This window comes from Aeromonas sp. 61P, assembly GCF_051919545.1.
GTDB classification, from domain to species: domain Bacteria; phylum Pseudomonadota; class Gammaproteobacteria; order Enterobacterales; family Aeromonadaceae; genus Aeromonas; species Aeromonas veronii.
This window is the reverse complement of sequence record NZ_JBQBEL010000001.1, coordinates 2050887-2070083: the sequence shown is the minus strand read 5'-3', so window position 1 is coordinate 2070083 and position 19197 is coordinate 2050887. Positions and strand designations below refer to the sequence as shown.

At 56.6% G+C, this 19197-nt stretch carries 16 protein-coding genes and 1 pseudogene; 9 read left to right on the top strand and 8 right to left on the bottom strand.

What is annotated here, in order from left to right; translation table 11 throughout:
- The first annotated feature begins 142 nt into the window (after positions 1 to 142).
- Positions 143 to 433, top strand: coding sequence for a hypothetical protein (locus ACTG2O_RS10005; protein WP_139476462.1), 291 nt, complete (start codon positions 143 to 145; stop codon positions 431 to 433).
- Here ACTG2O_RS10005 and ACTG2O_RS10000 read toward each other — a convergent pair.
- Positions 407 to 3850: an ATP-binding protein gene (locus ACTG2O_RS10000; RefSeq protein ID WP_439975685.1), complete on the bottom strand. Its 3444-nt coding sequence runs from the start codon at positions 3848 to 3850 to the stop codon at positions 407 to 409. The genes ACTG2O_RS10005 and ACTG2O_RS10000 overlap by 27 nt on opposite strands.
- Before the next feature lie 122 nt (positions 3851 to 3972).
- Here ACTG2O_RS10000 and ACTG2O_RS09995 point away from each other — a divergent pair, with 122 nt between their 5' ends.
- Positions 3973 to 4611, top strand: a complete 639-nt coding sequence (locus tag ACTG2O_RS09995; RefSeq protein WP_019445676.1) for a response regulator — start codon at positions 3973 to 3975, stop codon at positions 4609 to 4611.
- Between the two features lie 61 nt (positions 4612 to 4672).
- Here the strand turns inward: ACTG2O_RS09995 and ACTG2O_RS09990 are convergent, their stop codons facing one another.
- The 4 genes from ACTG2O_RS09990 to ACTG2O_RS09975 form a co-directional block, all read right to left on the bottom strand.
- The gene (locus ACTG2O_RS09990; RefSeq protein WP_156808791.1) at positions 4673 to 5878 is read right to left on the bottom strand and encodes a hypothetical protein; all 1206 of its coding nucleotides are present in this window, start codon (positions 5876 to 5878) and stop codon (positions 4673 to 4675) included.
- 14 nt (positions 5879 to 5892) lie between these two features.
- Positions 5893 to 8301, bottom strand: a complete 2409-nt coding sequence (locus tag ACTG2O_RS09985) for a CS1-pili formation C-terminal domain-containing protein (protein ID WP_439975684.1) — start codon at positions 8299 to 8301, stop codon at positions 5893 to 5895.
- A gap of 76 nt (positions 8302 to 8377) precedes the next feature.
- Positions 8378 to 8869, bottom strand: a complete 492-nt coding sequence (locus ACTG2O_RS09980; protein ID WP_439975683.1) for a CS1 type fimbrial major subunit — start codon at positions 8867 to 8869, stop codon at positions 8378 to 8380.
- A gap of 45 nt (positions 8870 to 8914) precedes the next feature.
- Positions 8915 to 9613: a hypothetical protein gene (locus ACTG2O_RS09975; protein WP_439975682.1), complete on the bottom strand. Its 699-nt coding sequence runs from the start codon at positions 9611 to 9613 to the stop codon at positions 8915 to 8917.
- Between the two features lie 274 nt (positions 9614 to 9887).
- Here ACTG2O_RS09975 and ACTG2O_RS09970 point away from each other — a divergent pair.
- The 3 genes and pseudogenes from ACTG2O_RS09970 to ACTG2O_RS09960 all read left to right on the top strand — a co-directional run bounded on the left by ACTG2O_RS09970 (position 9888) and on the right by ACTG2O_RS09960 (position 12491).
- Positions 9888 to 10623, top strand: a pseudogene (locus tag ACTG2O_RS09970) (EAL domain-containing protein).
- A 256-nt stretch (positions 10624 to 10879) separates the two neighbouring features.
- Positions 10880 to 12241 (top strand): prephenate-dependent tRNA uridine(34) hydroxylase TrhP, encoded by a 1362-nt coding sequence (gene trhP, locus ACTG2O_RS09965; RefSeq protein ID WP_005353849.1) that lies wholly within the window; start codon positions 10880 to 10882, stop codon positions 12239 to 12241.
- 1 nt (position 12242) lies between these two features.
- Positions 12243 to 12491 carry a YfhL family 4Fe-4S dicluster ferredoxin gene (locus ACTG2O_RS09960; protein WP_005334896.1) on the top strand — a complete coding sequence of 83 codons (249 nt, stop codon included), beginning with the start codon at positions 12243 to 12245 and terminating at the stop codon, positions 12489 to 12491.
- 56 nt (positions 12492 to 12547) lie between these two features.
- Here ACTG2O_RS09960 and ACTG2O_RS09955 read toward each other — a convergent pair whose 3' ends face one another.
- A complete protein-coding gene (locus ACTG2O_RS09955; protein ID WP_005334898.1) occupies positions 12548 to 12940 on the bottom strand; it encodes a DUF1090 domain-containing protein in 393 nt (130 codons plus the stop codon).
- Between the two features lie 158 nt (positions 12941 to 13098).
- Here ACTG2O_RS09955 and ACTG2O_RS09950 point away from each other — a divergent pair, with 158 nt between their 5' ends.
- Positions 13099 to 13452: a DsrE/DsrF/TusD sulfur relay family protein gene (locus ACTG2O_RS09950; protein WP_439975681.1), complete on the top strand. Its 354-nt coding sequence runs from the start codon at positions 13099 to 13101 to the stop codon at positions 13450 to 13452.
- 174 nt (positions 13453 to 13626) lie between these two features.
- Positions 13627 to 14709 (top strand): diguanylate cyclase domain-containing protein, encoded by a 1083-nt coding sequence (locus tag ACTG2O_RS09945; protein WP_127005869.1) that lies wholly within the window; start codon positions 13627 to 13629, stop codon positions 14707 to 14709.
- Positions 14710 to 14743: 34 nt separating this feature from the next.
- Here the strand turns inward: ACTG2O_RS09945 and ACTG2O_RS09940 are convergent, their stop codons facing one another.
- Together ACTG2O_RS09940 and sohB are read right to left on the bottom strand one after the other, a co-directional pair.
- On the bottom strand, positions 14744 to 15967 hold the full coding sequence (locus ACTG2O_RS09940) for an MFS transporter (RefSeq protein ID WP_019445682.1): 1224 nt from the start codon (positions 15965 to 15967) through the stop codon (positions 14744 to 14746).
- 180 nt (positions 15968 to 16147) lie between these two features.
- Positions 16148 to 17155 (bottom strand): protease SohB, encoded by a 1008-nt coding sequence (gene sohB / locus ACTG2O_RS09935; protein ID WP_005334907.1) that lies wholly within the window; start codon positions 17153 to 17155, stop codon positions 16148 to 16150.
- 222 nt (positions 17156 to 17377) lie between these two features.
- Between sohB and ACTG2O_RS09930 the strand changes: the two genes are divergently transcribed.
- The gene (locus ACTG2O_RS09930) at positions 17378 to 18133 is read left to right on the top strand and encodes a YciK family oxidoreductase (RefSeq protein ID WP_005334909.1); all 756 of its coding nucleotides are present in this window, start codon (positions 17378 to 17380) and stop codon (positions 18131 to 18133) included.
- Between the two features lie 149 nt (positions 18134 to 18282).
- The gene (locus ACTG2O_RS09925; RefSeq protein ID WP_019445683.1) at positions 18283 to 19197 is read left to right on the top strand and encodes a LysR family transcriptional regulator; all 915 of its coding nucleotides are present in this window, start codon (positions 18283 to 18285) and stop codon (positions 19195 to 19197) included.

The window sequence follows — 19197 nt, the reverse complement described above, 5'->3', positions numbered from 1 at the left end:
TCATTCAAGAAAACCCGGCCTCGCGCCGGGTTTTCGCTTTCTGCTATCCCCCTCACACTTTTTCGGCATTGTCAGATCTGACAGTTGCAATTGCATCCCATCTTGCTCATCGTGGCATCATCGACATCAGAGTGTTCACATCATGTTTGAAGTCTGGGACGAGCATGGTCACGCCACCGGTCTGACACTGCAGGCGCTCAAAGTCAGAATCAGCAACGACTATCAGGGTGATCTGATGGTGCGCTACAGCAACAAGCTGGGACTCCCCACGACCCTCTTTCTGACCATCCATCAAGGTGTTGCCTATCAGCGCTTCAAAGCCGGCTCGCCAAAACTGGATTGGGAGTGGCTGGCCACCGCAGGCAATGGCCACAGCCCCCGCAATTTTATGAGTGAACAGTTCCCCTTACTCCAGTTCTCCCTCGATAACTGAGTGCCCATCTCGCTCGCTCAATAACGTCAACTCACCGATGATTTGCTGTAATTGGGCACGAAACCTTGTTAGCTCATCAGTACAAGCTGGCGATCCAAATTGACGGATTTTTTCTTCCAATCGCCATGCCTGTTCCGCCAATTCCGGCGCCATCATCATGCTGATGGTCCCCGCCTGACGATGCACCCAATTGGCCAATGCATTGTCATCAGGTGGCGCCTGTGTCATCGACTGTTCAAGCTCCTGGCGAAAAAGCGGAAACATCTGCCGCAACTTCTCACCATGACCAAAAAATGCCTCCATGGCTGCAATATCAATCAAGGTAGGCGCGGGTAAGATCTGCCACTTCTGCAACATCTGGCGCAGAGTATCCAACAGCACCGGTTTGCCCAGCAGATCGTCCATGCCCGCGGCAAAACAGCGCTGAGCCTGTTCTGGCAACACATTGGCCGTCATGGCGATGATCAGCTGCCGCTCGCCTTTCTCTGCAGCCCGTATCCTGCGGGTGAACTCATAACCATCCATCACCGGCATCTGACAGTCACAGAGCACCAGCTCATAGGGATGCTGCGCGACCATCTCGAGAGCCTGCTGGCCATGCTCTGCCACATCGCAGTTCATCCCTAGTTGCCTGAGCTGGCGTATTACCAGCGACTGGTTGAGGGGATTATCCTCCACCAGCAATACCCGACAGGGCTGCATGGGTGCGCTCTTTCGCATCGCTTTCGTTGCCGTCCCATCGCTCAAGCCAAGCTGGCGATAGCAAACTTCCCGCACCGCATGCCAGGTCATGGGATTGCTGTTGAGAATGTAACCCCCCTCATCACAGCGAAAGCCGAGGGGGGTTGCCAGCGGCAGCACCCGGATGACCCTGTTGCCCGCCAACTCATGGTCTGTGAAACGCAGCTGAGCATCACCAGACTCCGACGTTCGTATTACTCCCAACGCATCAAGTTGCAACAACAGGGTGTGGCACAACTTCTCGTCATGGAGATCGATGTGGGCTTGCACGCCATTGAGACGAGGATCCGGCTCTCGCTGTGCCAGCACTGGCAACGTGACCGTCAGGCTGATGAAAGTGCCCAGCCCAGGGGCACTCTCCAGCCGGATCTCGCCACCCATCAAGGTGGCCAGGGTCTGGCAGATACTCAGGCCCAAGCCGGTACCACCATAACTGCGGGTGGTGGAGCTCTCTGCCTGTTCAAAGGCATTGAAGATCCGGCCAAGCGCCTCTGGGCTCATACCGATGCCGCTGTCGCGCACACCGAAGCACAATTGCTGTTGCCCCTCCCCCTGCGACAGCAGTTGCACCGAGATCTCGATAAAGCCCCGCTCGGTAAATTTGATGGCATTGCTGACAAAGTTGAAGAGGATCTGGCGCAGACGCAGCGCATCACCACTAACCCGAACCGCCACTCCGGCATCCGCCCAGAGATAGACGCGCAACCCCTTGCGATGTACTTCGCTCACCGTCATGGTCAGCACGCCGTCAAGCAGCTCCCGGACAAGAAACGGCGCTTCTTCGAGTTGCATCTTGCCCGCTTCCAGCTTGGCGAAGTCGAGCACGTTGTCGATCAGCGCATGCAACCCCTGGGCACCGCGGTTGATAACCTCCACCATCTGGCGCTGATCCTGAGTCAATTCGGTAAAGGTGAGCTGTTCCGCCATACCGACAATGCCATTCATGGGCGTGCGAATTTCGTGGCTCATGGTGGCCAGAAACTCCCCTTTCTGGGTGGCGGCAGACTCCGCCTTGGCCTTGGCTCTGGCCAATGCAACCTCAACCTGATGACGACGGACTATCTCCTGACGCAGCCGCCAGTACGCCACCGACAGCACCAGAATAAAGAGCGTAATCGCCACCCCGGCGGGCAGCAGGGTACGCACCAGTTTCGCTCTGGGGATCCCTTCGCTGTAATTGAGCGCCAACCAGCTGTTGCGGATCTGGCGCTTCTCCTTGTCGCTCATGCTGGCCAGCACCCGGTTGACCAGGGGCAGCAAGGGGGTGTAAGGCTCACGTACTGCCACAGCCAGTTCATCCTTGAAGGGGGTGGGCGCGGCAATATGAAGTCGGTCATCAAACTGCTCGGTGACAAGACGGGAGACCACCACCAGATTGCCGATATAGGCATCTCCCTCACCTGCTGCAACACGAGCGAGCCCCTCGTTGGCACTCTTGGTCGTGATCAGTTTCAGGTCAGGCACCAGTGTCCTTAGCTGGGGGATCAGCATACTGTCGGTCAACAACAACTTTTTACCGGCCAGATCAGAGAGATCCCCGATCGGAATACTACCGCGCGCCGTCACCAGCACCATCGGGAATGATGCAAAGGGCTCGCTGGCATGCCAACCCACCAACCGCTCAATGATGCGGGTGGGTAATACCGCCAGATCCACATCGTGATGCAGCAGCAACTGCTGCAGATCGGGCCAGCTCTGCACTGGCACACGGCTGTATGCCAGCCCCAACTTCTCTTGCAGCACGTCCAGATAATCCGCCATCAAGCCGACCGGATTGCCCCCCTCATCGTGATAAGAGAAGGGCACCCAGCCGGGGATCAATCCCAACTTTAACGGCGGCAGCATCGAGAGCCATGCTCGCTCATCAGGACGCAGTAAAAAATGACTGTGCCCCATAAAATTGGGCTCCAGACTCTCCCCTAGCCAGCGTTTCTCCAGTTCACTGCGCGCCTCGACTGTCAGCGACTGAATGGCAGTATCAAGCCGGATAGCAAGAGAGTGTTTCTGGCTGGCGACGCCAAGATGCAGGGTTTCCATCAACAAGGGAGACTGGGCAACCACCGCCAACGCCGGGTGACGCTCGATAAACAGGTTGGCCACATGGAGGTTGCCGATATAGGCATCTGCACGCCCTTGTTCAACAGCCTGTAGTGCGCTACGGGTGTCGACAAAGAGCCGGGGTGTGACATTCGGATAATGCAGCTTGACCAGCTTCTCGGTCAGAAAGCCTTTTTCGATGGCAATGCTGGCGGACTGCAACCGGCTCACATCCCGAAACAGGGCGCTGTCCTGGCGCACCACCACCACGGTCGGCGAGGTGTAGTAAGGCAGGCTATAGGTGACACACTGGCGCACTTCAGAGTTAAAAGCATCGAGCAGGATATCCAGCTTGCCACGGCAGGCATCGCTATACATAGCCTCCCAGTCGGGGTAGACCTGCCAGGCGATCCGGTAGTCCAGCTTTTTGGCTAATTGTTCCATCAATTCAATGCTAAAGCCGGCGGCGACCTTACCGTCCCACTGCTGAAAAGGGCCCCATCCTCCGGCCAATATGCCCACTTCAATCGTTGGGACAGAATGCCCCTCTGCCGAAAATACGGAAGGCGTCAAGGAAAAAACAGAGACAATAATTATGAATCGTTTGATTAATGACATAAGCAAACAATATATATACATAACGATTCAAATATATTTATCAAAAGATATATGCTCCTGAAAAAATGGGGTGCGCACGGTAGTATAGAAATGTTAGCTTTGATAGTCTGAATATTATTCACTGCTTTATAAGAGGCTCATCCATGTCCTTCAAGATTATTCTTGCCGATGACCACCCCTTGATTTTGACCGGGATCCGTAGCCTGATTGAACAGATAACACCCCATTGTGAAGTGGTCGCCGAGGCATATCAGGTATCTGACTTGCTGAAATTATTGCAACAACATCGTTGTGATCTGTTGATCACCGATTTCAGCATGCCGGGCGATACCCGTAGCGATGGCATAGTAATGATCCAGCAGTTACGTCGGGATTATCCCAATCTTCCCATTATCGTGCTGACCCAAATCCAGAACAGTGCCATCTTGCAATCCCTTATTCTGGCTGGGGTAAAAGGACTGATACTAAAGAAATCGGTTATTAATGAATTGGCTGATGCTATTCGCCAGATATTGCTCGGCCATCACTATATTGGCCCGACAGTACAAATGCTGCTAGCCAATGCTGGCATCACGGATCCAGACAGTATCAACCCGCTCACTCCCAAAGAGAGTGAAGTAGTGCGCCTGCTGGCCAGCGGCATGTCAGTCACCCAAGTAGCGAAATACCTTCATCGCAGTGTCAAGACCATCAGCACCCAGAAGAAAAATGCCATGGCAAGGTTGGGAATTACCAGTGACAGTGCCCTTTTTGAATATGCAAAAATTCATGGCCTATATTAAAAAGCAGTTGATTTAGTTTGCAATGTATTATATTAGAGCACTCGTGGTGAATTGGTAATGGTCAGATTGCCGCTTCAATTATGATCGTGATATCTCCTTTGTAACGCCCACCAGGGTGCTTCATCATTTCTGAAACCTGTGCACCCTTTATTTCAAATTTGAATGGCCGATCATCACCCGATAGAATGGAGTGACCATAATAATTTTCATCTTTATGTGGATATATTAAATATTGAATATTATGCATACCGGTAGCATAGACATCAACAGGGACAGAGTGGTTTGCTCGTTCATTTTTAATAAAACAGCGATCTCCACTACTATTTATATATTGGCATTTCAGTCGTACATTATAGGGTGCAGAGGCCCATATTCTGGTCGCCAAGGTCGCAGTTAATGATGCTGGCGTACTACGATCATTGCGATGAATCCAATTGGTCCAGCCGCCAGGTGGCTGTAAATCCAGCTGCTGTTCTTTTAATGGGAACAATACTTTCAGCTGATGTCTGACTGTCAGCGTTAAATTAATGACAAGTTGATTATCAGAGTACTCTCCATTACCCAAACTTATATCACCATTATTCCCCATCGAAAGTGTCAATGAGCCGCGATAAGTACCGTTAGGCATATCCAATGGTGATGGTGGTTTTATTTTAAAGCCAAACATAACCATATTGATGCTATATAATCCATCATAAGGCTCTGCTGATTTCTCTGTATAACAAGATTTTCCGTCTAGATTTCCCCACAATAGAACCCATCTGGAAATACGATTGGGGTAAGATGCATAAGCTCTATTTACATATCTGCACCCCCCAAATGGCTTTGTCATACCATCATAAACATCTTTGGCCCCATCAACATATTTAATACCTGTCTCCCAATCAGCACCTAACTGCTCTGGAATAACATCAACAGGGAACTCTTTTCCATTTTCTGATTTGATAGTCATCATTTTCCTTCCTGATAACCCAAAAAAAACAAATGCATCTTTCTTATCCTTGAAATCCTTGACGACGACTCTTTTTATGGTCGTTTTAAACGAAAACAGTAAGCTATCGAGCGACACTATATTTCCATAACACTCGTCAATAGACGCACCAGGCAGCTGATTTTTACATACCGTGGTGCTTTTAAATGTACCACGAGCATCTTCATAAACGGCTGGTTTATATTCGGCGGTCACATCCACTGTTGCTGCATTTGCTGAAAGGCAAAATATAAACATTGCAACATATAGGCACCTCAAAAAAAATTTGAGCAACATTGAATATCCTTAAATTACTTTCTAGCCAGTAGCTGTTCATGACAAACGAGATCACCAAGAAACCATGTATCTTGTCCCCACTTATTATCATCTTGGTTCAAGAGCATCTGGCATTGTAATCGGCCATCACGCTCAACCTGTAAACTTGGGTTCTTTTTACTCATATCCATGACAAAAAAACCATCATTCTCACTCATGGTGCGACCAATATGGTTGCGCACCACAGCCCCTCTTAATGGTTGACCTTCTTTATTCAGCAGACGACCAATTACGGTGACGGTATTCATGGCATTGACCTGGGCATACCCCACCCCACCGCGATTAAGGTGGTAGGGAAGCACGGCGGGTTTGATGGTGAGCGGCGCCCCATCCTGATCGGCCATCTCCAGCTGCAAGGCGCCACTTTGCAGGGCGGGTACCGAAACCAGATGGCGACCGGGCCCCAGGGTCTGCACACCGCCCTGATCGTCGCTGACCCAAATTCGCGCCGCCTCGTCATCGGCGTCGATATCCAGGATCATCGCCGCCTCGTTACCCATGGCGCCCATCTCGCGGGAGCCGAGCGCCATCTCCCCCTCCCGCCCCAGTGCCACCACGCTCTCCAAGTTGATGCCGCCGGTCACCTCACCGTTATAGGAGGAGTGCTGGGCAAACAGATCCCCTCCAAGCCAGGGCGCCCCGAAGCGGCCATAGCCGGATAGACCGGTACCATAGCTGTCATGGGTGCTGCCCACGCTGACCTGACGCAGCGGCCCCCAATCCACCTCCTGCTGGTAGTTGAGATAGGCGCTGCGCTGGGCACCGCCCGAGCGGGAGGTATTGCTGCCCAGCCCCAGCGACAACTGGCGATCGTCCCCTCCCAGGTTGACGGTGAGACTGAGCGTACTGCCGCGATCCCGCTGCTGCGCCGTGCTCTCGCTGCCGGGGCGATCGAACAAGGTCAGCCCCCAGGTCACCCAGCGCCCCCACAACCTGTCGCTGTAGTGCCATCCCAGATCGGCGCCATTGCCGCGGCCAGACTGATGAGAGACATAGAGACCGAGCGTTCCCCACCGATCCAGCGACTGCTGCAGCGACAGGCTGGAGCTACGACTTGCCTCCCCCTGCTTGCGCTGGTTGCGCGAATGGCTCGCCACCAGACTGCTGTTACCCTGCCAGTAGATCCCTTGCAGATCATATCCCCAGCCCGAGCCTGCGCTCTGGTTCACGGAAGCAAAGCCCTGAAGCTGGCTGGTGGCCTGCCAGTCGAGCGACAAGGCGTGCTGGGCCCGCCTGTCCACATACTGACTCCCCGCTCCCACCACCAGCGAGGGGAGCAGCAGGTGGTTCACCGCAATACCGCCGCTGGCCCCTTCCAGGTCGCTGTCTCCCTGGCGCACCAGCCAGCGGGTCTGGCGCCCGGCAAACAGGTTGAAGCGCCACGGCTCTTCCGGCGTCTGCCAGTTGGCGGGTTTGTAGATCATCTCGCGCCAGCGGCGGCTCTCCTGACCATCTTCCAGCAATCGCAGCTCCACCTCGTAGATGCCACCTGGCAGGGATCGGGTATCGAGGGCCTGCAGACCCGCGACGACTTGCTGGGACTGGATCAGGCGCCCGTCCCGGTAAATCTCCACCAGGCCGGGCCGCGTCGGCGCCACCTGGATCGGCACCATGCTGGCGACCCCGCGTTCCCGGCGCAGCAGATCCGAACTGCCCCACATTACCCCGAGCACGGTGGGCGTCGCACCGCTGTAGTAGTTCGGCTGGCGCACCAATCCCTGCGCCGTGGGAAAGAAGAAGCCCAGGCGGTAAAACTGGGCCTCATGAAGCCGCTCGCCATAGATCTGGGCCATGCCCAGCTCGGTTGACTCCCCTTCCTGCCAGGTGGCATCCCCTTCCATAAAGGGGGTCCACTGCCCCCAGCTACCCTCCAGCTGCAGGTTGTAGTGGCCGCTGCGCTGGCTGCCCTGCACCAGGTTCAGCTGGTTCTGAACCAGCAGCCCCTTGCTCCCTTTTGGCAGTGCCATAAACCGTTGATCCCGCGCCGCCTGCTCCACCTCACTGGTCAATACAGACAGCTGGGACTCCTCCAGGCTGTATTGCAGCCCAAGGATCCCCTCCGGGCAGCGCGGGTCGCACTCGCCAAGGGGCAGTGTTGTACCCAGTTTGTTCAACCAGCGTTCACGCGTCCCCTCGTCAAACTCGCTCTCCTGCACCTCCAGCAGCGAGAGCAGTTGCACCGAGTTATCACGACCGAGCAGCACTTCGCCATCCCCCAGCAGGCGGCCATCGACGGTCACCCGCACCATCAGCGGCACCCCAAAAAAGTGCTCTTCAAACCCTTCCGGCAATTGCCGTGCCTGTTGCAGCAACAGTGCTGGCTCTGCCGCCATCACAGGGGCCGAGAGCAACAACCCAAGCAAGAGAAGAGGAGTTCGAACCATGGTGTTCAACCTGTATAGATAGATGCCTCACTAAAAAGGGGCCTCGCGGCCCCTTGGGTCTTGATTTGTAATGAATTTAGGTAGCGGGTGGGGCAGGCGGGGCCTCGGATTCAAACATCATGCTGACAATCCCCTGATAGTTGCCGGGCTTGTAGCCGCCGGTTGGCGCCGTAGCGGGGATGATCTCAAGCCCGACCTGTTTGCCGGTACTGGCGTCCGCCTGGTTCAACAAATCTTGAGACGCGGTCGTCAGTGCCGTACCTGCCACCTTGACCGTCAGGTCGATGCTCTCCTTGCCGCTGGCCATGGTGGCAGGATAGACCAGATAGCCCTTGATGGGGCCCAGGGTGCTCTTCATCTCCAGCTGTTTGGCCAAGGGATCCAGCTTCTGGCTAAAGGGGTTAAAGGTCAGCTTCTGCGGGGTATTCATCCAGTCCCCGACCGGCTGCACATAAAACTTGTCCGTCGGGATCTGCGCCGTCACCGTCACCGTATGCTCGACTCGCTCGGCTGACATCAGGGTACCGCTTACCAACAGTAGTGCGGGGGCGAACCATAACCTCTTCATAACCACTCCTTATTCTTTGATGATATTCATATGGCATATCGCTATTCAGACCTTGAACTCCTTGAATACCGATTGCTTTCCTTCGATCAGTTCAAAACGAACCGTACTGGCGGCATCTTGGCTGACCTGTTTTTTAACGCCGGGCAGCAGATGCAGCTTCTCCGGTTGGCTGCATGACGTTTTGTCACACACCTCCAGATAATCGAGAACCACGGTGGCATTGCCGAGGTTCTGCACATAAAGGACTCCATCTTCACGCACTATTCGCGTGTCGTAACGGGGCACTTTGGGGGCAACAAACAAAATGGTGCCATAACCGGTCATGATGCTGACACCGGCGCTAATTTGCTGCTGTGGTGGCAATTCGGTTATTTCATCATCCTGTGGTTTGACTGGCACAAAACGCACCCGAAAATAACGTTCGCGCTCCCTCTCACCCATATAAATAAAACGGGTAGCCTGGATTCCACCTGCAGGAATAATCAACCGAGATGGACTTGTCACCAGCTGGCGAACGCCCTCCTCCGGTAACTCCCGCTCCTTCGGCACGCCATCGGCACCATATATAATCTCGGCCAGCGTTATTTTGACAAAGGCCGTCTCATTACCAAGATTTCTAACCCGCTTGAGCAGCGTAGTTTTTTCTGCCGACATATAGTCATATAAGGTGCCAACGCTAATATCCGGCGACGCCATGGCATTGCTGCTGAATATAATCAGCAACACAGCAAAAATCTTATTCATGAATAATGATCACACTGTAAAAACGATAGAAAGTGACGCCTTCATTGCAGGCTCCGAAAATATATGCATTCCATATATGCAAATCGCCCAATGATCATATTTGGCTCAGCGACTCGTCATTGAGGCCAGTCTAGATAATCCATGCACCGGACTTAATCGGAATAATCTGATACTGCCAAAGTATTTTTTCTGCAAACAATCAGACAATTCCTACAGCCAGCTTTCAACATCCTCCCCTATTATCCGAAATCATCTCAGTCAGCAGGGAAGTGACATGTTTGCGTTTAAAGAAGAGTTTCCGGTCGGTGACGTGGCATCCCTGACGACAGCGGACATTGCCGTGCCCTTTTATCAGCCAATCGTTAACCGGGATCGCCAGATCATCGGCTTTGAGGCGCTGGCCAGACGCTGGGAACCCCGCCAGCAGCGCTATCAGGGAATAGACTTTCCCTCTCTCAGCGATGACGAGTCCCTGCATGTGGATATCGTTATGCTCAGAGCCATTCTACGCGACCTGCCAGCACTGGCGAAGGGGAGGTCATATATGCTCTCCATCAACCTCAATCCCACACTGAGCAGCGCCACCTATCAGAACCTGTTGCTGCTGGTGCTGCTGCAGGCCCGCAAGCTGGATATCGCAATCTGGTTCGAGGTGGTGGAGTACGCCCCGCTAGCGCAAGGAGTTGGCCCTGATCGAGGTACTGCGCAGCCACGGTGCCCATATCGCCTGCGATGACTTTGGCACCCAGGAGTGCAATTTTCAGCGAGTGATGGCGCTCCCCTACGAGATCATCAAGCTGGATCGCTCCCTGCTGCTGCAAGCGACCAAGAGTAGCCATGCCTTACGCATGCTGACCGGACTGGTGGAGTACCTGCAGCGACTCGGCATGAAGGTGGTGTGCGAAGGGGTGGAAAACCAGACCCATATCGAGATTGCCGATCAGCTCGGCTGTGACTATCAACAGGGTTACGTCTACGCCATGCCCTCCCCCCTCTCCCGTTGGGCCTGAGCGGCGGCTTCATTTCGGCATCCTATCGGCTCGCGCAGCCAACAATATCCTGCCAAATTGCATGATGACGTGGGGGCGAGTACAATCTCGCACCCCGAATATCCGGCGCATCTTCTTTAGATAACCCCGGATATGCCGTCATCGGGTCGCGCTGCATTGAGCCTCCTCTCGGAGGGCATCTTGCACCGCAACTCAACCACTACGATGCCATCAGGTGGCATCGTCCTGATTTGCAATCAGATATAAAGAGTCCGCCATGTTTAAACCAGAATTGCTCTCCCCCGCAGGTTCCCTCAAGAACATGCGTTACGCCTACGCCTATGGCGCCGATGCCGTCTATGCCGGCCAGCCCCGCTACAGCCTGCGGGTGCGCAACAACGAATTCGATCACGAAAACCTGCAGCTGGGTATCAACGAAGCCCATGCGCTGGGCAAGCAGTTCTATGTGGTGGCCAACATCCAGCCCCACAACTCCAAGCTCAAGACCTTTATCCGCGACATGCGCCCTGTGGTGGAGATGAAGCCGGATGCGCTGATCATGTCTGACCCAGGTCTCATCATGATGATGCGTGAAGCCTTTCCTGATATGCCCATTCACCTCTCGGTGCAGGCCAACGCGGTCAACTGGGCCACTGTGAAATTCTGGCATCAGATGGGCCTGACCCGCGCCATTCTCTCCCGCGAGCTGTCGCTGGACGAGATCGAGGAGATCCGCATGCAGGTGCCGGAGATGGAGCTGGAAGTGTTCGTTCACGGCGCGCTGTGCATGGCCTACTCCGGCCGCTGCCTGCTCTCCGGCTATATCAACAAGCGTGACCCCAACCAGGGCACCTGCACCAACTCCTGCCGCTGGGAGTACAAGGTGCATGAAGGTAAAGAAGATGATGTGGGCCAGATCGTTCACCGTCAGGAGCCGATCAAAGTGCGTCCGGACAACACGCTAGGCCTTGGCAAACCAACCGATGCGCTGGTGCTGCTGGAAGAGTCCAACCGCCCGGGCGAGTACATGAGCGCGTTCGAGGACGAACACGGCACCTACATCATGAACTCCAAGGACTTGCGCGCCGTCGAGCACGTCGAGCGACTGACCAAGATGGGCGTTCACTCCCTGAAAATCGAAGGGCGCACCAAGTCTTTCTATTACTGCGCCCGTACCGCTCAGGTTTACCGCAAGGCCATCGACGATGCAGTGGCAGGTCGTCCGTTCGACCGCAGCCTGATGGGCACCCTCGAAAATCTGGCCCACCGCGGCTACACCGAGGGCTTCCTGCGCCGTCACAACCACAGCGAATACCAGAACTACGACTACGGCTACTCTGTCTCCGACACCCAGCAGTTTGTCGGCGAGATCACCGGTCGCAAAGGTGACATGGTCGAGGTCGAGGTAAAGAACAAGTTCCTGGTGGGCAACAACCTGGAGCTGATGACCCCGCAGGGCAACGTCCGTTTCAATCTGGAGCAGATGGAGAACCGCAAGGGCGAGCTTATCGATACCGCGCCGGGCAACGGTCACGTGGTCTATGTGCCAGTCCCGAAAGATCTGGATGTGAACTACGGCATTTTGCTGCGCAATCTGGGCGACAGCCAGGATACCCGCAACCCGCACACGGCGGCCTGAGATGGCGCTGCTCATCACCGACAAGTGCATCAACTGTGACATGTGCGATCCCGAGTGCCCCAACCAGGCTATCAGCCTGGGTGAGGAGATCTACGAGATCGACCCCAGTCGCTGCACCGAGTGCGTCGGTCACTATGAGAAGCCGACCTGCATCAGTGTCTGCCCTATCGACTGCATCATCTGGGATCCAGCTCATGTGGAGACCGAAGATCAGCTGATGGAGAAGTTTGTGCGGATGCACAGGCAATAAAACGAAAAAAGGCCGAGCAATCGGCCTTTTTTGATCCTGCGTGCAGCGGCTGGCCATCACTTGCCGACCAGCCGGATCAGTTTGTCCAGCTCCCGCTGGGCCTCCAGCATCCGGGTCTGGGACTCCTCCAGCCTGGCCTGCCGCTTGGCAATCTTCTCCGGTTTGCCACTGACTCTCGCCTCCTGCAGCTCGAGCAGACGCTCATCCACCTCGCCACGCAGTTTGTTAACCCGCTCTTTCTGCTCCTTAAGCAGACCTTCATCGGTACAGTTGGCCTTGATATTGCGCGCGGCCTGTTCCAGCCCGGCAATCTGCCCAGCGTTGTTGTGTGCTTTGGCAAACACCAGCTGGTCGTTGACGGCCTGCAGACGGGCCTTGCAACCGACCGCCTCACTGCCAAAGGCCTGACCCGCCAACAGCAGCAAGCCGGCTCCCAATACTTTCCACATCTCGATTCATCCGGTCTTGTTTGCGAGCTGACCATAAAAACCTCGATCGGCAGCAGGGTCAAGCAAGCGGGAAAAAGGTGCGACAGAAGTTGTGCAACATCACGCAATTGCCACCCTGTTGGTTCTACAATGGCGCTCTTTCCAATCGGGAGTCTGTTATGAATCAACAAATTGTGGTCATTGCCAACGGTGCCCCCTATGGCAGCGAATCCCTGTTCAACGCCTTGCGTCTCACTATCGCCCTCAAGGAGCGGGGTGGAGCCAGCCTCAAGCTGTTCCTGATGTCCGATGCGGTGAGCGCGGCGCTGGCCGGTCAGGCACCGGCCGAGGGGTACAACCTGCGCCAGATGCTGGAGATCCTGCTGGCACAAGGCGTCACCATTCGCCTGTGCAAGACCTGCACCGATGCCCGTGGCATTACCGCCCTGCCGCTGATCGAGGGGATTGAGGTCGGCACCCTGCCGATGCTGGCCCAATGGACCCTGGCTGCCGACAAGGTGCTGACGTTCTGATCACCCCCTCCGGATCTCTTGCCCCTTTAGCCTTCACCTGACCCTCCATAGCCCCCGCCACGCGGGGGCATTGCGCGCCCCCCTGTCCAACTGACTACACTATCAATTGCCACACCTGCTTGTTTGTCCCACCTCACGGACAGCGTAACACCCAGTAATAAACCGAGGACGACGATGAATCCGACCGAACAGACCCTGCTTGAGCAGATGAGGATCACCGACTTTGAAATTGCCCATCGCAAGGAGTTATTGCTGCTCAATGAACAGGATGTGGCGCGGCTGGCAAGTTATTGCAGCAAGATAGAACCACGGATCGACGCCCTGGTGGATCGCTTCTACCAGCAGCAGACGGCCATCACCGAAATCGCCCTGTTGATCGGGGATGCCGATACCCTCATACGGTTGCGCACCGCGCAACGGCGCTATGTGCTCGATCTCTTCAGCGGCCATTACGATCTGGAGTACGTCAACAACCGGCTGCGGATCGGGTTGGTTCACAAGCGGATCGGGGTCGAACCCAAGCTCTATCTGGCCGCCATCAACACCCTCAAAGCCCTGCTGATCGAGGATATGTTCGAGCAGATCCACGATGAACCGGAGCGCCTCGTCATGCTGGCCGCACTGGACAAACTCTTTCTGTTTGACATCACCCTGGTCTTCGAAACCTACATTCGCAGTCTGGTGTCGGAAATAGAGTCCTCCAGAGAGAAGTCGGAGAACTATGCCAAGAGTCTGGAGCAGAAAGTACGCGAGCGTACCAAACAACTGGAGGAGCTGAACCGCACCGATGCTCTGACCGGATTGCTCAACGTTCGCCACCTCAACGAGCTGTTGTTGCTGAGCCTGCGCACCTGTCAGCGCCGTGCCGAACCCATGGCCATCGCCTATCTCGATATCGACAACTTCAAGCAAATCAACGATACAGAAGGTCACCAGCGCGGAGACGAGATCCTGCGCATCGTCGGCAACTGCATCCGTCAGGTCTTTCGCGCCGAAGACAGCTGCTTTCGTTATGGCGGAGATGAGTTCTGCCTGATCCTGCCCAACTGCAACGAGAGTCAGGCGCGGGATATCTATCTCAAACGATTGGTCAACACCGTCAAGGAGCAGCTGGGCGATCTCACCCTCAGTATCGGCATCGTGCAGACCGGGCCGGAGCACTACGACGACGGGCTAAACCTGATCCGGCTCGCCGACGAGAGGATGTACGCAGCCAAGAAGGCGCTCAAAGAGAAGACGCCGGGTAGCACGCACTGAACATTCAGCATCACAGATCCCCGCATTAACCGGGTCAGCTCCGCTCAACCACAGACGTGGCCGCAGTGGGACGCTGTACTCTGGCACCCCACTCATAGAGCGCAAAAATCGCCACACAAAGCAGCGCCATCAGCACATAGAGCCACTGACCGCTCCACTGCTCGAGGATCCAGCCTCCCAGCAGGGCACCTGCGGCCCCTCCCAACCCGGCCAGTGCGCTGGCGCCAAAATAGCTTCCCTTGAGGTGGGTGGGGGCCATCTGGTCGATCAGCACGTTGAGCAGGGGGAAGAGGATGGTCTCGCCGATGCTGAGCAGCAGCACGGCGCCAAACCAGTGGCTGCGCACCATCGGGTCCCCCAGCGCGAAGAGCAGCTGGGCCGCCAGAAAGAGCGCCATACCGATATGAAGACGCACCCGCACCGGCCAGCGTGACAACAACCGCAGCAGCGGAAACTGCAGCAGCACCACGGTCAGGGCGTTGGTCGCCACCAGCAGAGCAACCAGCTCGGCCACCTGCGGCATACCGGCCCGGGTCAGGTACTGCACCAGCGGCGAGTGAAACTGGGAGTAGACCAGCACCATCAGGAGATTGGCCATCACCAGCAGCAGGAAGGCGCGATCCGCCAGCAACACCTTGATGGCATCCCGCAGTCCGGGGCCAGCAGCACCCGGCTTGCCTGTGCTGCCAGCCCGGCGAAATCCCCAGCCAAAGGCCAGCGCCAGCAGCAGATAGCTCACCACCAGAAACAGGAAGGTCTCCTGCTGGGCGTTAATCCCGAGGGTCACCCCGAGCAGAGGCCCCAGCGCCGCCCCCAGGTTGAGCAAAAAATAGCGCAGGTGCAGTGCCAGCTCCCGCGCCTTGGCCGAGGCCAGACTGTCGGCCATCAACGCCTTGCCGGGGGCATCGATGAGCCCCGACGAGAGGCCGCTGCCCATCACCCCGACCCCGAGCCAGAACACCTCGTGCGAAAAACCGAGCAGGCCGAAACAGAGCATCGCCACCAGACAACCGCCCAGCAGTATGCTGCGCCGCCCGAAGCGATCAGAGAGCCAGCCGCCGTAAAAACTGACCAGGGTAGAGAGGGCCATCGAGCCACCCAGCAACAGGCCAATGAAGGTGGCCGAAAGGTCATACTCCCGATAGAGCAGAATGGAGAGGAAGGGCCACACCATGTAGTAGCTGGTGCGCACCATAAAGGTACCCAGAATGACGATCCAGACCAGCGGGGTAAATTGCCTGAAGGTGCTCCATGACATCGCTATGCTCCATGCCCCGCAGCTCTTACCACAAGATCCTGTCATAAACGGGGAAAGCATTCAGTTGTAACAGAGGGCCTCAATAGAAACAACCCTCGCTCACCGACAAGGTGCAACCGGATGCAAAAAGGCCAGCCGATGGGCATCGGCTGGCCTTTTTATCGCGGGATTTCCCTCGGGCTAGCGCCAAGGGCTCTGCTGCCACAGACGCCCCAGTCCGGCTTCCAGCGCCTGAGCGCCCTGCTGTCCCAGCTTCTGGGTCAGACTTTTAGGCTTGCGATAGCTGATGCCGATCACCTTGTGGTGGCTGGCCTGCGCCAGCAGATAGTCATCACTGGTGCAGAGGGTATCCACCAATCCCAGCCCCTTGGCCTGACTCGCCAGCCAGTGCTCGCCGGTCGTGACCTGATCGATATCGAGTTGCGGGCGGTGTTCGGCCACAAAGGCCTTGAAGCGCTCGTGGATCGCTGCCAGCTCCTCGCGAAACTTCTCGCGCCCCAGATCGTCGTTCTCGCCGAACATGGTGATGGTGCGCTTATACTGACCGGCGGTGTGCATCTCAAATTCGATGTCATGCTTTTTCAACAACTTGTTGAAGTTCGGCATCTGGGCGATCACCCCGATGGAGCCGACGATGGCAAAGGGGGCCGCCAGGATTTTGTCCGCCACGCAAGCCATCATGTAGCCGCCGCTCGCCGCCACCTTGTCAATCGCCACGGTGAGCTTGATGTCACGATCGCGCAGTCGCTGCAACTGGGAAGCGGCCAAGCCATAGCCATGCACCACGCCGCCACCGGATTCGAGTCGCAGCAACACCTCGTCGCCGGGCTGGGCGACGCCGATCACCGCGCTCACCTCCTCGCGCAGGGAGGCCACCTCTTTGGCATCCATGCTGCCGTTGAAATCGAGCACGAACAGTCGACTGCGCTCATCCCCCGCCTTGGCGCGCTTTTTCTGCTCCTCTTTCTGCTGCTTTTCCAGTACCTTGCGCTCTGCCTTGCTTACGAGCGCACTCTTGAGCGCAAACTGCCCCTGCTCCAGCTCGCTCGAGAGATCGGTCACCACCAGCTCACCCTTGCGCGCTTTCGGCTGGCGAGTGCTGACGATCATCAGGATGATGGCGCCGATGGCCAGCAGGAAGGTCACTGTCTTGGCCAAAAACAGGCCATATTCGGTCAGAAATGTCACGATGGACTCCAGAATGGATCGGTTTTCGTCACATTCTAGGGAGTTTGATGGAGGCGCGCAAAAAATCGCAGCCAGAGCCCGGAAAAACCAACCCGAGCATCACAACCTCTCTATTTTCTTCACATTTTTCTTGCCGCTGGCTGGTCAAACAGGCGCGCGGATCAGTACACTTGGCGCCGATTGCCATGCACTTATGGCCGGAATTTGTTAACAGGAGTTGTCATGCTCGATTATCAGGCACCCCGCGATCTGCTCAAGGATAAAGTCATTCTGGTCACCGGTGCCGGCGACGGGATCGGCCGCGAAGCCGCCCTCACCTACGCCGCTCATGGTGCCACCGTGATCCTGCTCGGCCGCACCAGCGCCAAACTCGAAGCCGTGTATGACCAGATTGAAGCGGCCGGTTATCCGCTGCCCGCCATCGTGCCGGTGGATCTGAAAGGGGCCACCGCTGCCCACTACCGCGGCATGGCCGAAACCTTCGCCCAGCAGTTTGGCCGCCTCGATGGCGTGCTATTCAATGCCGGTCTGCTCGGCACCCTCTCCCCGTTTGAACATATTCAGGAGAAGGAGTGGGACGAAGTGATGCAGGTCAACGTCAAATCGGAATTCCTGCTGACCCAGGCGCTGCTGCCGCTGCTGCGCCAGACTGCCAAGGCGCAGGGAGATGCCTCCATCGTCTATACCTCCTCCAGTGTGGGACGCAAGGGGCGCGCCTACTGGGGCACCTATGCCATCTCCAAGTTCGCCATCGAGGGGATGATGGAAGTGCTGGCCGACGAGCTTGAGAACACAGGTGTGCGGGTCAATACCCTCAATCCGGGCGGTACCCGTACCAAGATGCGCGCCAGCGCCTTCCCGGCGGAAGATCCCATGAACCTCAAGACTCCGGCCGACCTGATGCCGCTCTACCTCTACCTGATGGGGTCGGACAGCCGCGGCAAAACCGGCCAGACCTTTGTGGCTCAGCCAAAATAAACAGGCGGCTCAGCCCAAATAAACAGGCGGCTCAGCCCAAATAAATCAATAAAATACCCAGAGTGTTGTGCGGCAGGGGTTAAATTGAATAGGGGGCACAGGCTCCCTGTTCGAACCACTGACCATCCTATCTCCAATCAGGTTGAACTATGTTTCGTCCCAAGAGCACGTTTGAGCAATGGCGGATCTTTCAGGCGGTGGTCGACTGCGGCGGCTACGCCCAGGCGGCCGAGGCGCTGAACAAGAGCCAGTCCTCCCTCAATCATGCGGTTGCGAAGTTGCAGCAGAGTCTGGGGGTGCCCTTGCTGGAGGTGCGCGGCCGCAAGGCGGTGCTGACCCCAGCGGGCGAGATCTTCCTCAAGCGGGCCCGTCAGTTGAGCCAGCAGGTGGAAGAGCTGGAAAATCTGGCCAACAACCTGGAGCGGCAGTGGGAGCCGCAGATTAACCTCTATGTCTCGGCGCTGCAGCCAAGGGATCGCCTCTATCGGGCCTTGGCCAGCTTCTATCCTCGCAGTCGGGGTTGCCGGGTCAACCTGCACGAACGCATTCACTGCCACTTCAACGCCCTGCAACCGGGGGATCTGATGCTCTCCGAGCACCTGCCCGGCGATCGCACCGGTCTGCTGCTGGACGAGGTATGCCTGCTGCCCCTCTGCGCCGCCAGCCATCCGCTGGCGCAAGAGGAGGGGGCGATCCGCAGCGATGTATTGACCAGTCACAACCAGATCAGCCTTCATCCCCCCATTCACCGCTCGGTGGACTGGAACGATGCGGATGACACCGGCTGGAAGGCAACCCACTACCACGAAGTGCTCGCCATGCTGCGCCTTGGCCTCGGCTATGCCTGGATGCCGCGCCATCTGGTAGAGCGGGAGCTGGCAGAAGGGTCACTCATACAGCTGGATCTGGAGAGCGGCAACGAGCGCCACCTCTACACCTATCTGCTGACCCTCTCCCCCGAATCCCTCGGCCCTGCGACCGAGCTGCTGCTGCGCTGCCTGCGCAACGAATATCAGGGCGAATCAGCGCCGCTTCCGCACGCCCAGCCCCAGCACGGTAAATAA

Bases quoted from the DNA above. Each gene is read 5' to 3' on its own strand.
- ACTG2O_RS10005 (WP_139476462.1), top strand. From the start codon at position 143: ATGTTTGAAGTCTGGGACGAGCATGGTCACGCCACCGGTCTGACACTG.
- ACTG2O_RS10000 (WP_439975685.1), bottom strand. From the start codon at position 3,850: ATGTATATATATTGTTTGCTTATGTCATTAATCAAACGATTCATAATT.
- ACTG2O_RS09995 (WP_019445676.1), top strand. From the start codon at position 3,973: ATGTCCTTCAAGATTATTCTTGCCGATGACCACCCCTTGATTTTGACC.
- ACTG2O_RS09990 (WP_156808791.1), bottom strand. From the start codon at position 5,878: ATGTTGCTCAAATTTTTTTTGAGGTGCCTATATGTTGCAATGTTTATA.
- ACTG2O_RS09985 (WP_439975684.1), bottom strand. From the start codon at position 8,301: ATGGTTCGAACTCCTCTTCTCTTGCTTGGGTTGTTGCTCTCGGCCCCT.
- ACTG2O_RS09980 (WP_439975683.1), bottom strand. From the start codon at position 8,869: ATGAAGAGGTTATGGTTCGCCCCCGCACTACTGTTGGTAAGCGGTACC.
- ACTG2O_RS09975 (WP_439975682.1), bottom strand. From the start codon at position 9,613: ATGAATAAGATTTTTGCTGTGTTGCTGATTATATTCAGCAGCAATGCC.
- trhP (WP_005353849.1), top strand. From the start codon at position 10,880: ATGTTTAAACCAGAATTGCTCTCCCCCGCAGGTTCCCTCAAGAACATG.
- ACTG2O_RS09960 (WP_005334896.1), top strand. From the start codon at position 12,243: ATGGCGCTGCTCATCACCGACAAGTGCATCAACTGTGACATGTGCGAT.
- ACTG2O_RS09955 (WP_005334898.1), bottom strand. From the start codon at position 12,940: ATGTGGAAAGTATTGGGAGCCGGCTTGCTGCTGTTGGCGGGTCAGGCC.
- ACTG2O_RS09950 (WP_439975681.1), top strand. From the start codon at position 13,099: ATGAATCAACAAATTGTGGTCATTGCCAACGGTGCCCCCTATGGCAGC.
- ACTG2O_RS09945 (WP_127005869.1), top strand. From the start codon at position 13,627: ATGAATCCGACCGAACAGACCCTGCTTGAGCAGATGAGGATCACCGAC.
- ACTG2O_RS09940 (WP_019445682.1), bottom strand. From the start codon at position 15,967: ATGTCATGGAGCACCTTCAGGCAATTTACCCCGCTGGTCTGGATCGTC.
- ACTG2O_RS09930 (WP_005334909.1), top strand. From the start codon at position 17,378: ATGCTCGATTATCAGGCACCCCGCGATCTGCTCAAGGATAAAGTCATT.
- ACTG2O_RS09925 (WP_019445683.1), top strand. From the start codon at position 18,283: ATGTTTCGTCCCAAGAGCACGTTTGAGCAATGGCGGATCTTTCAGGCG.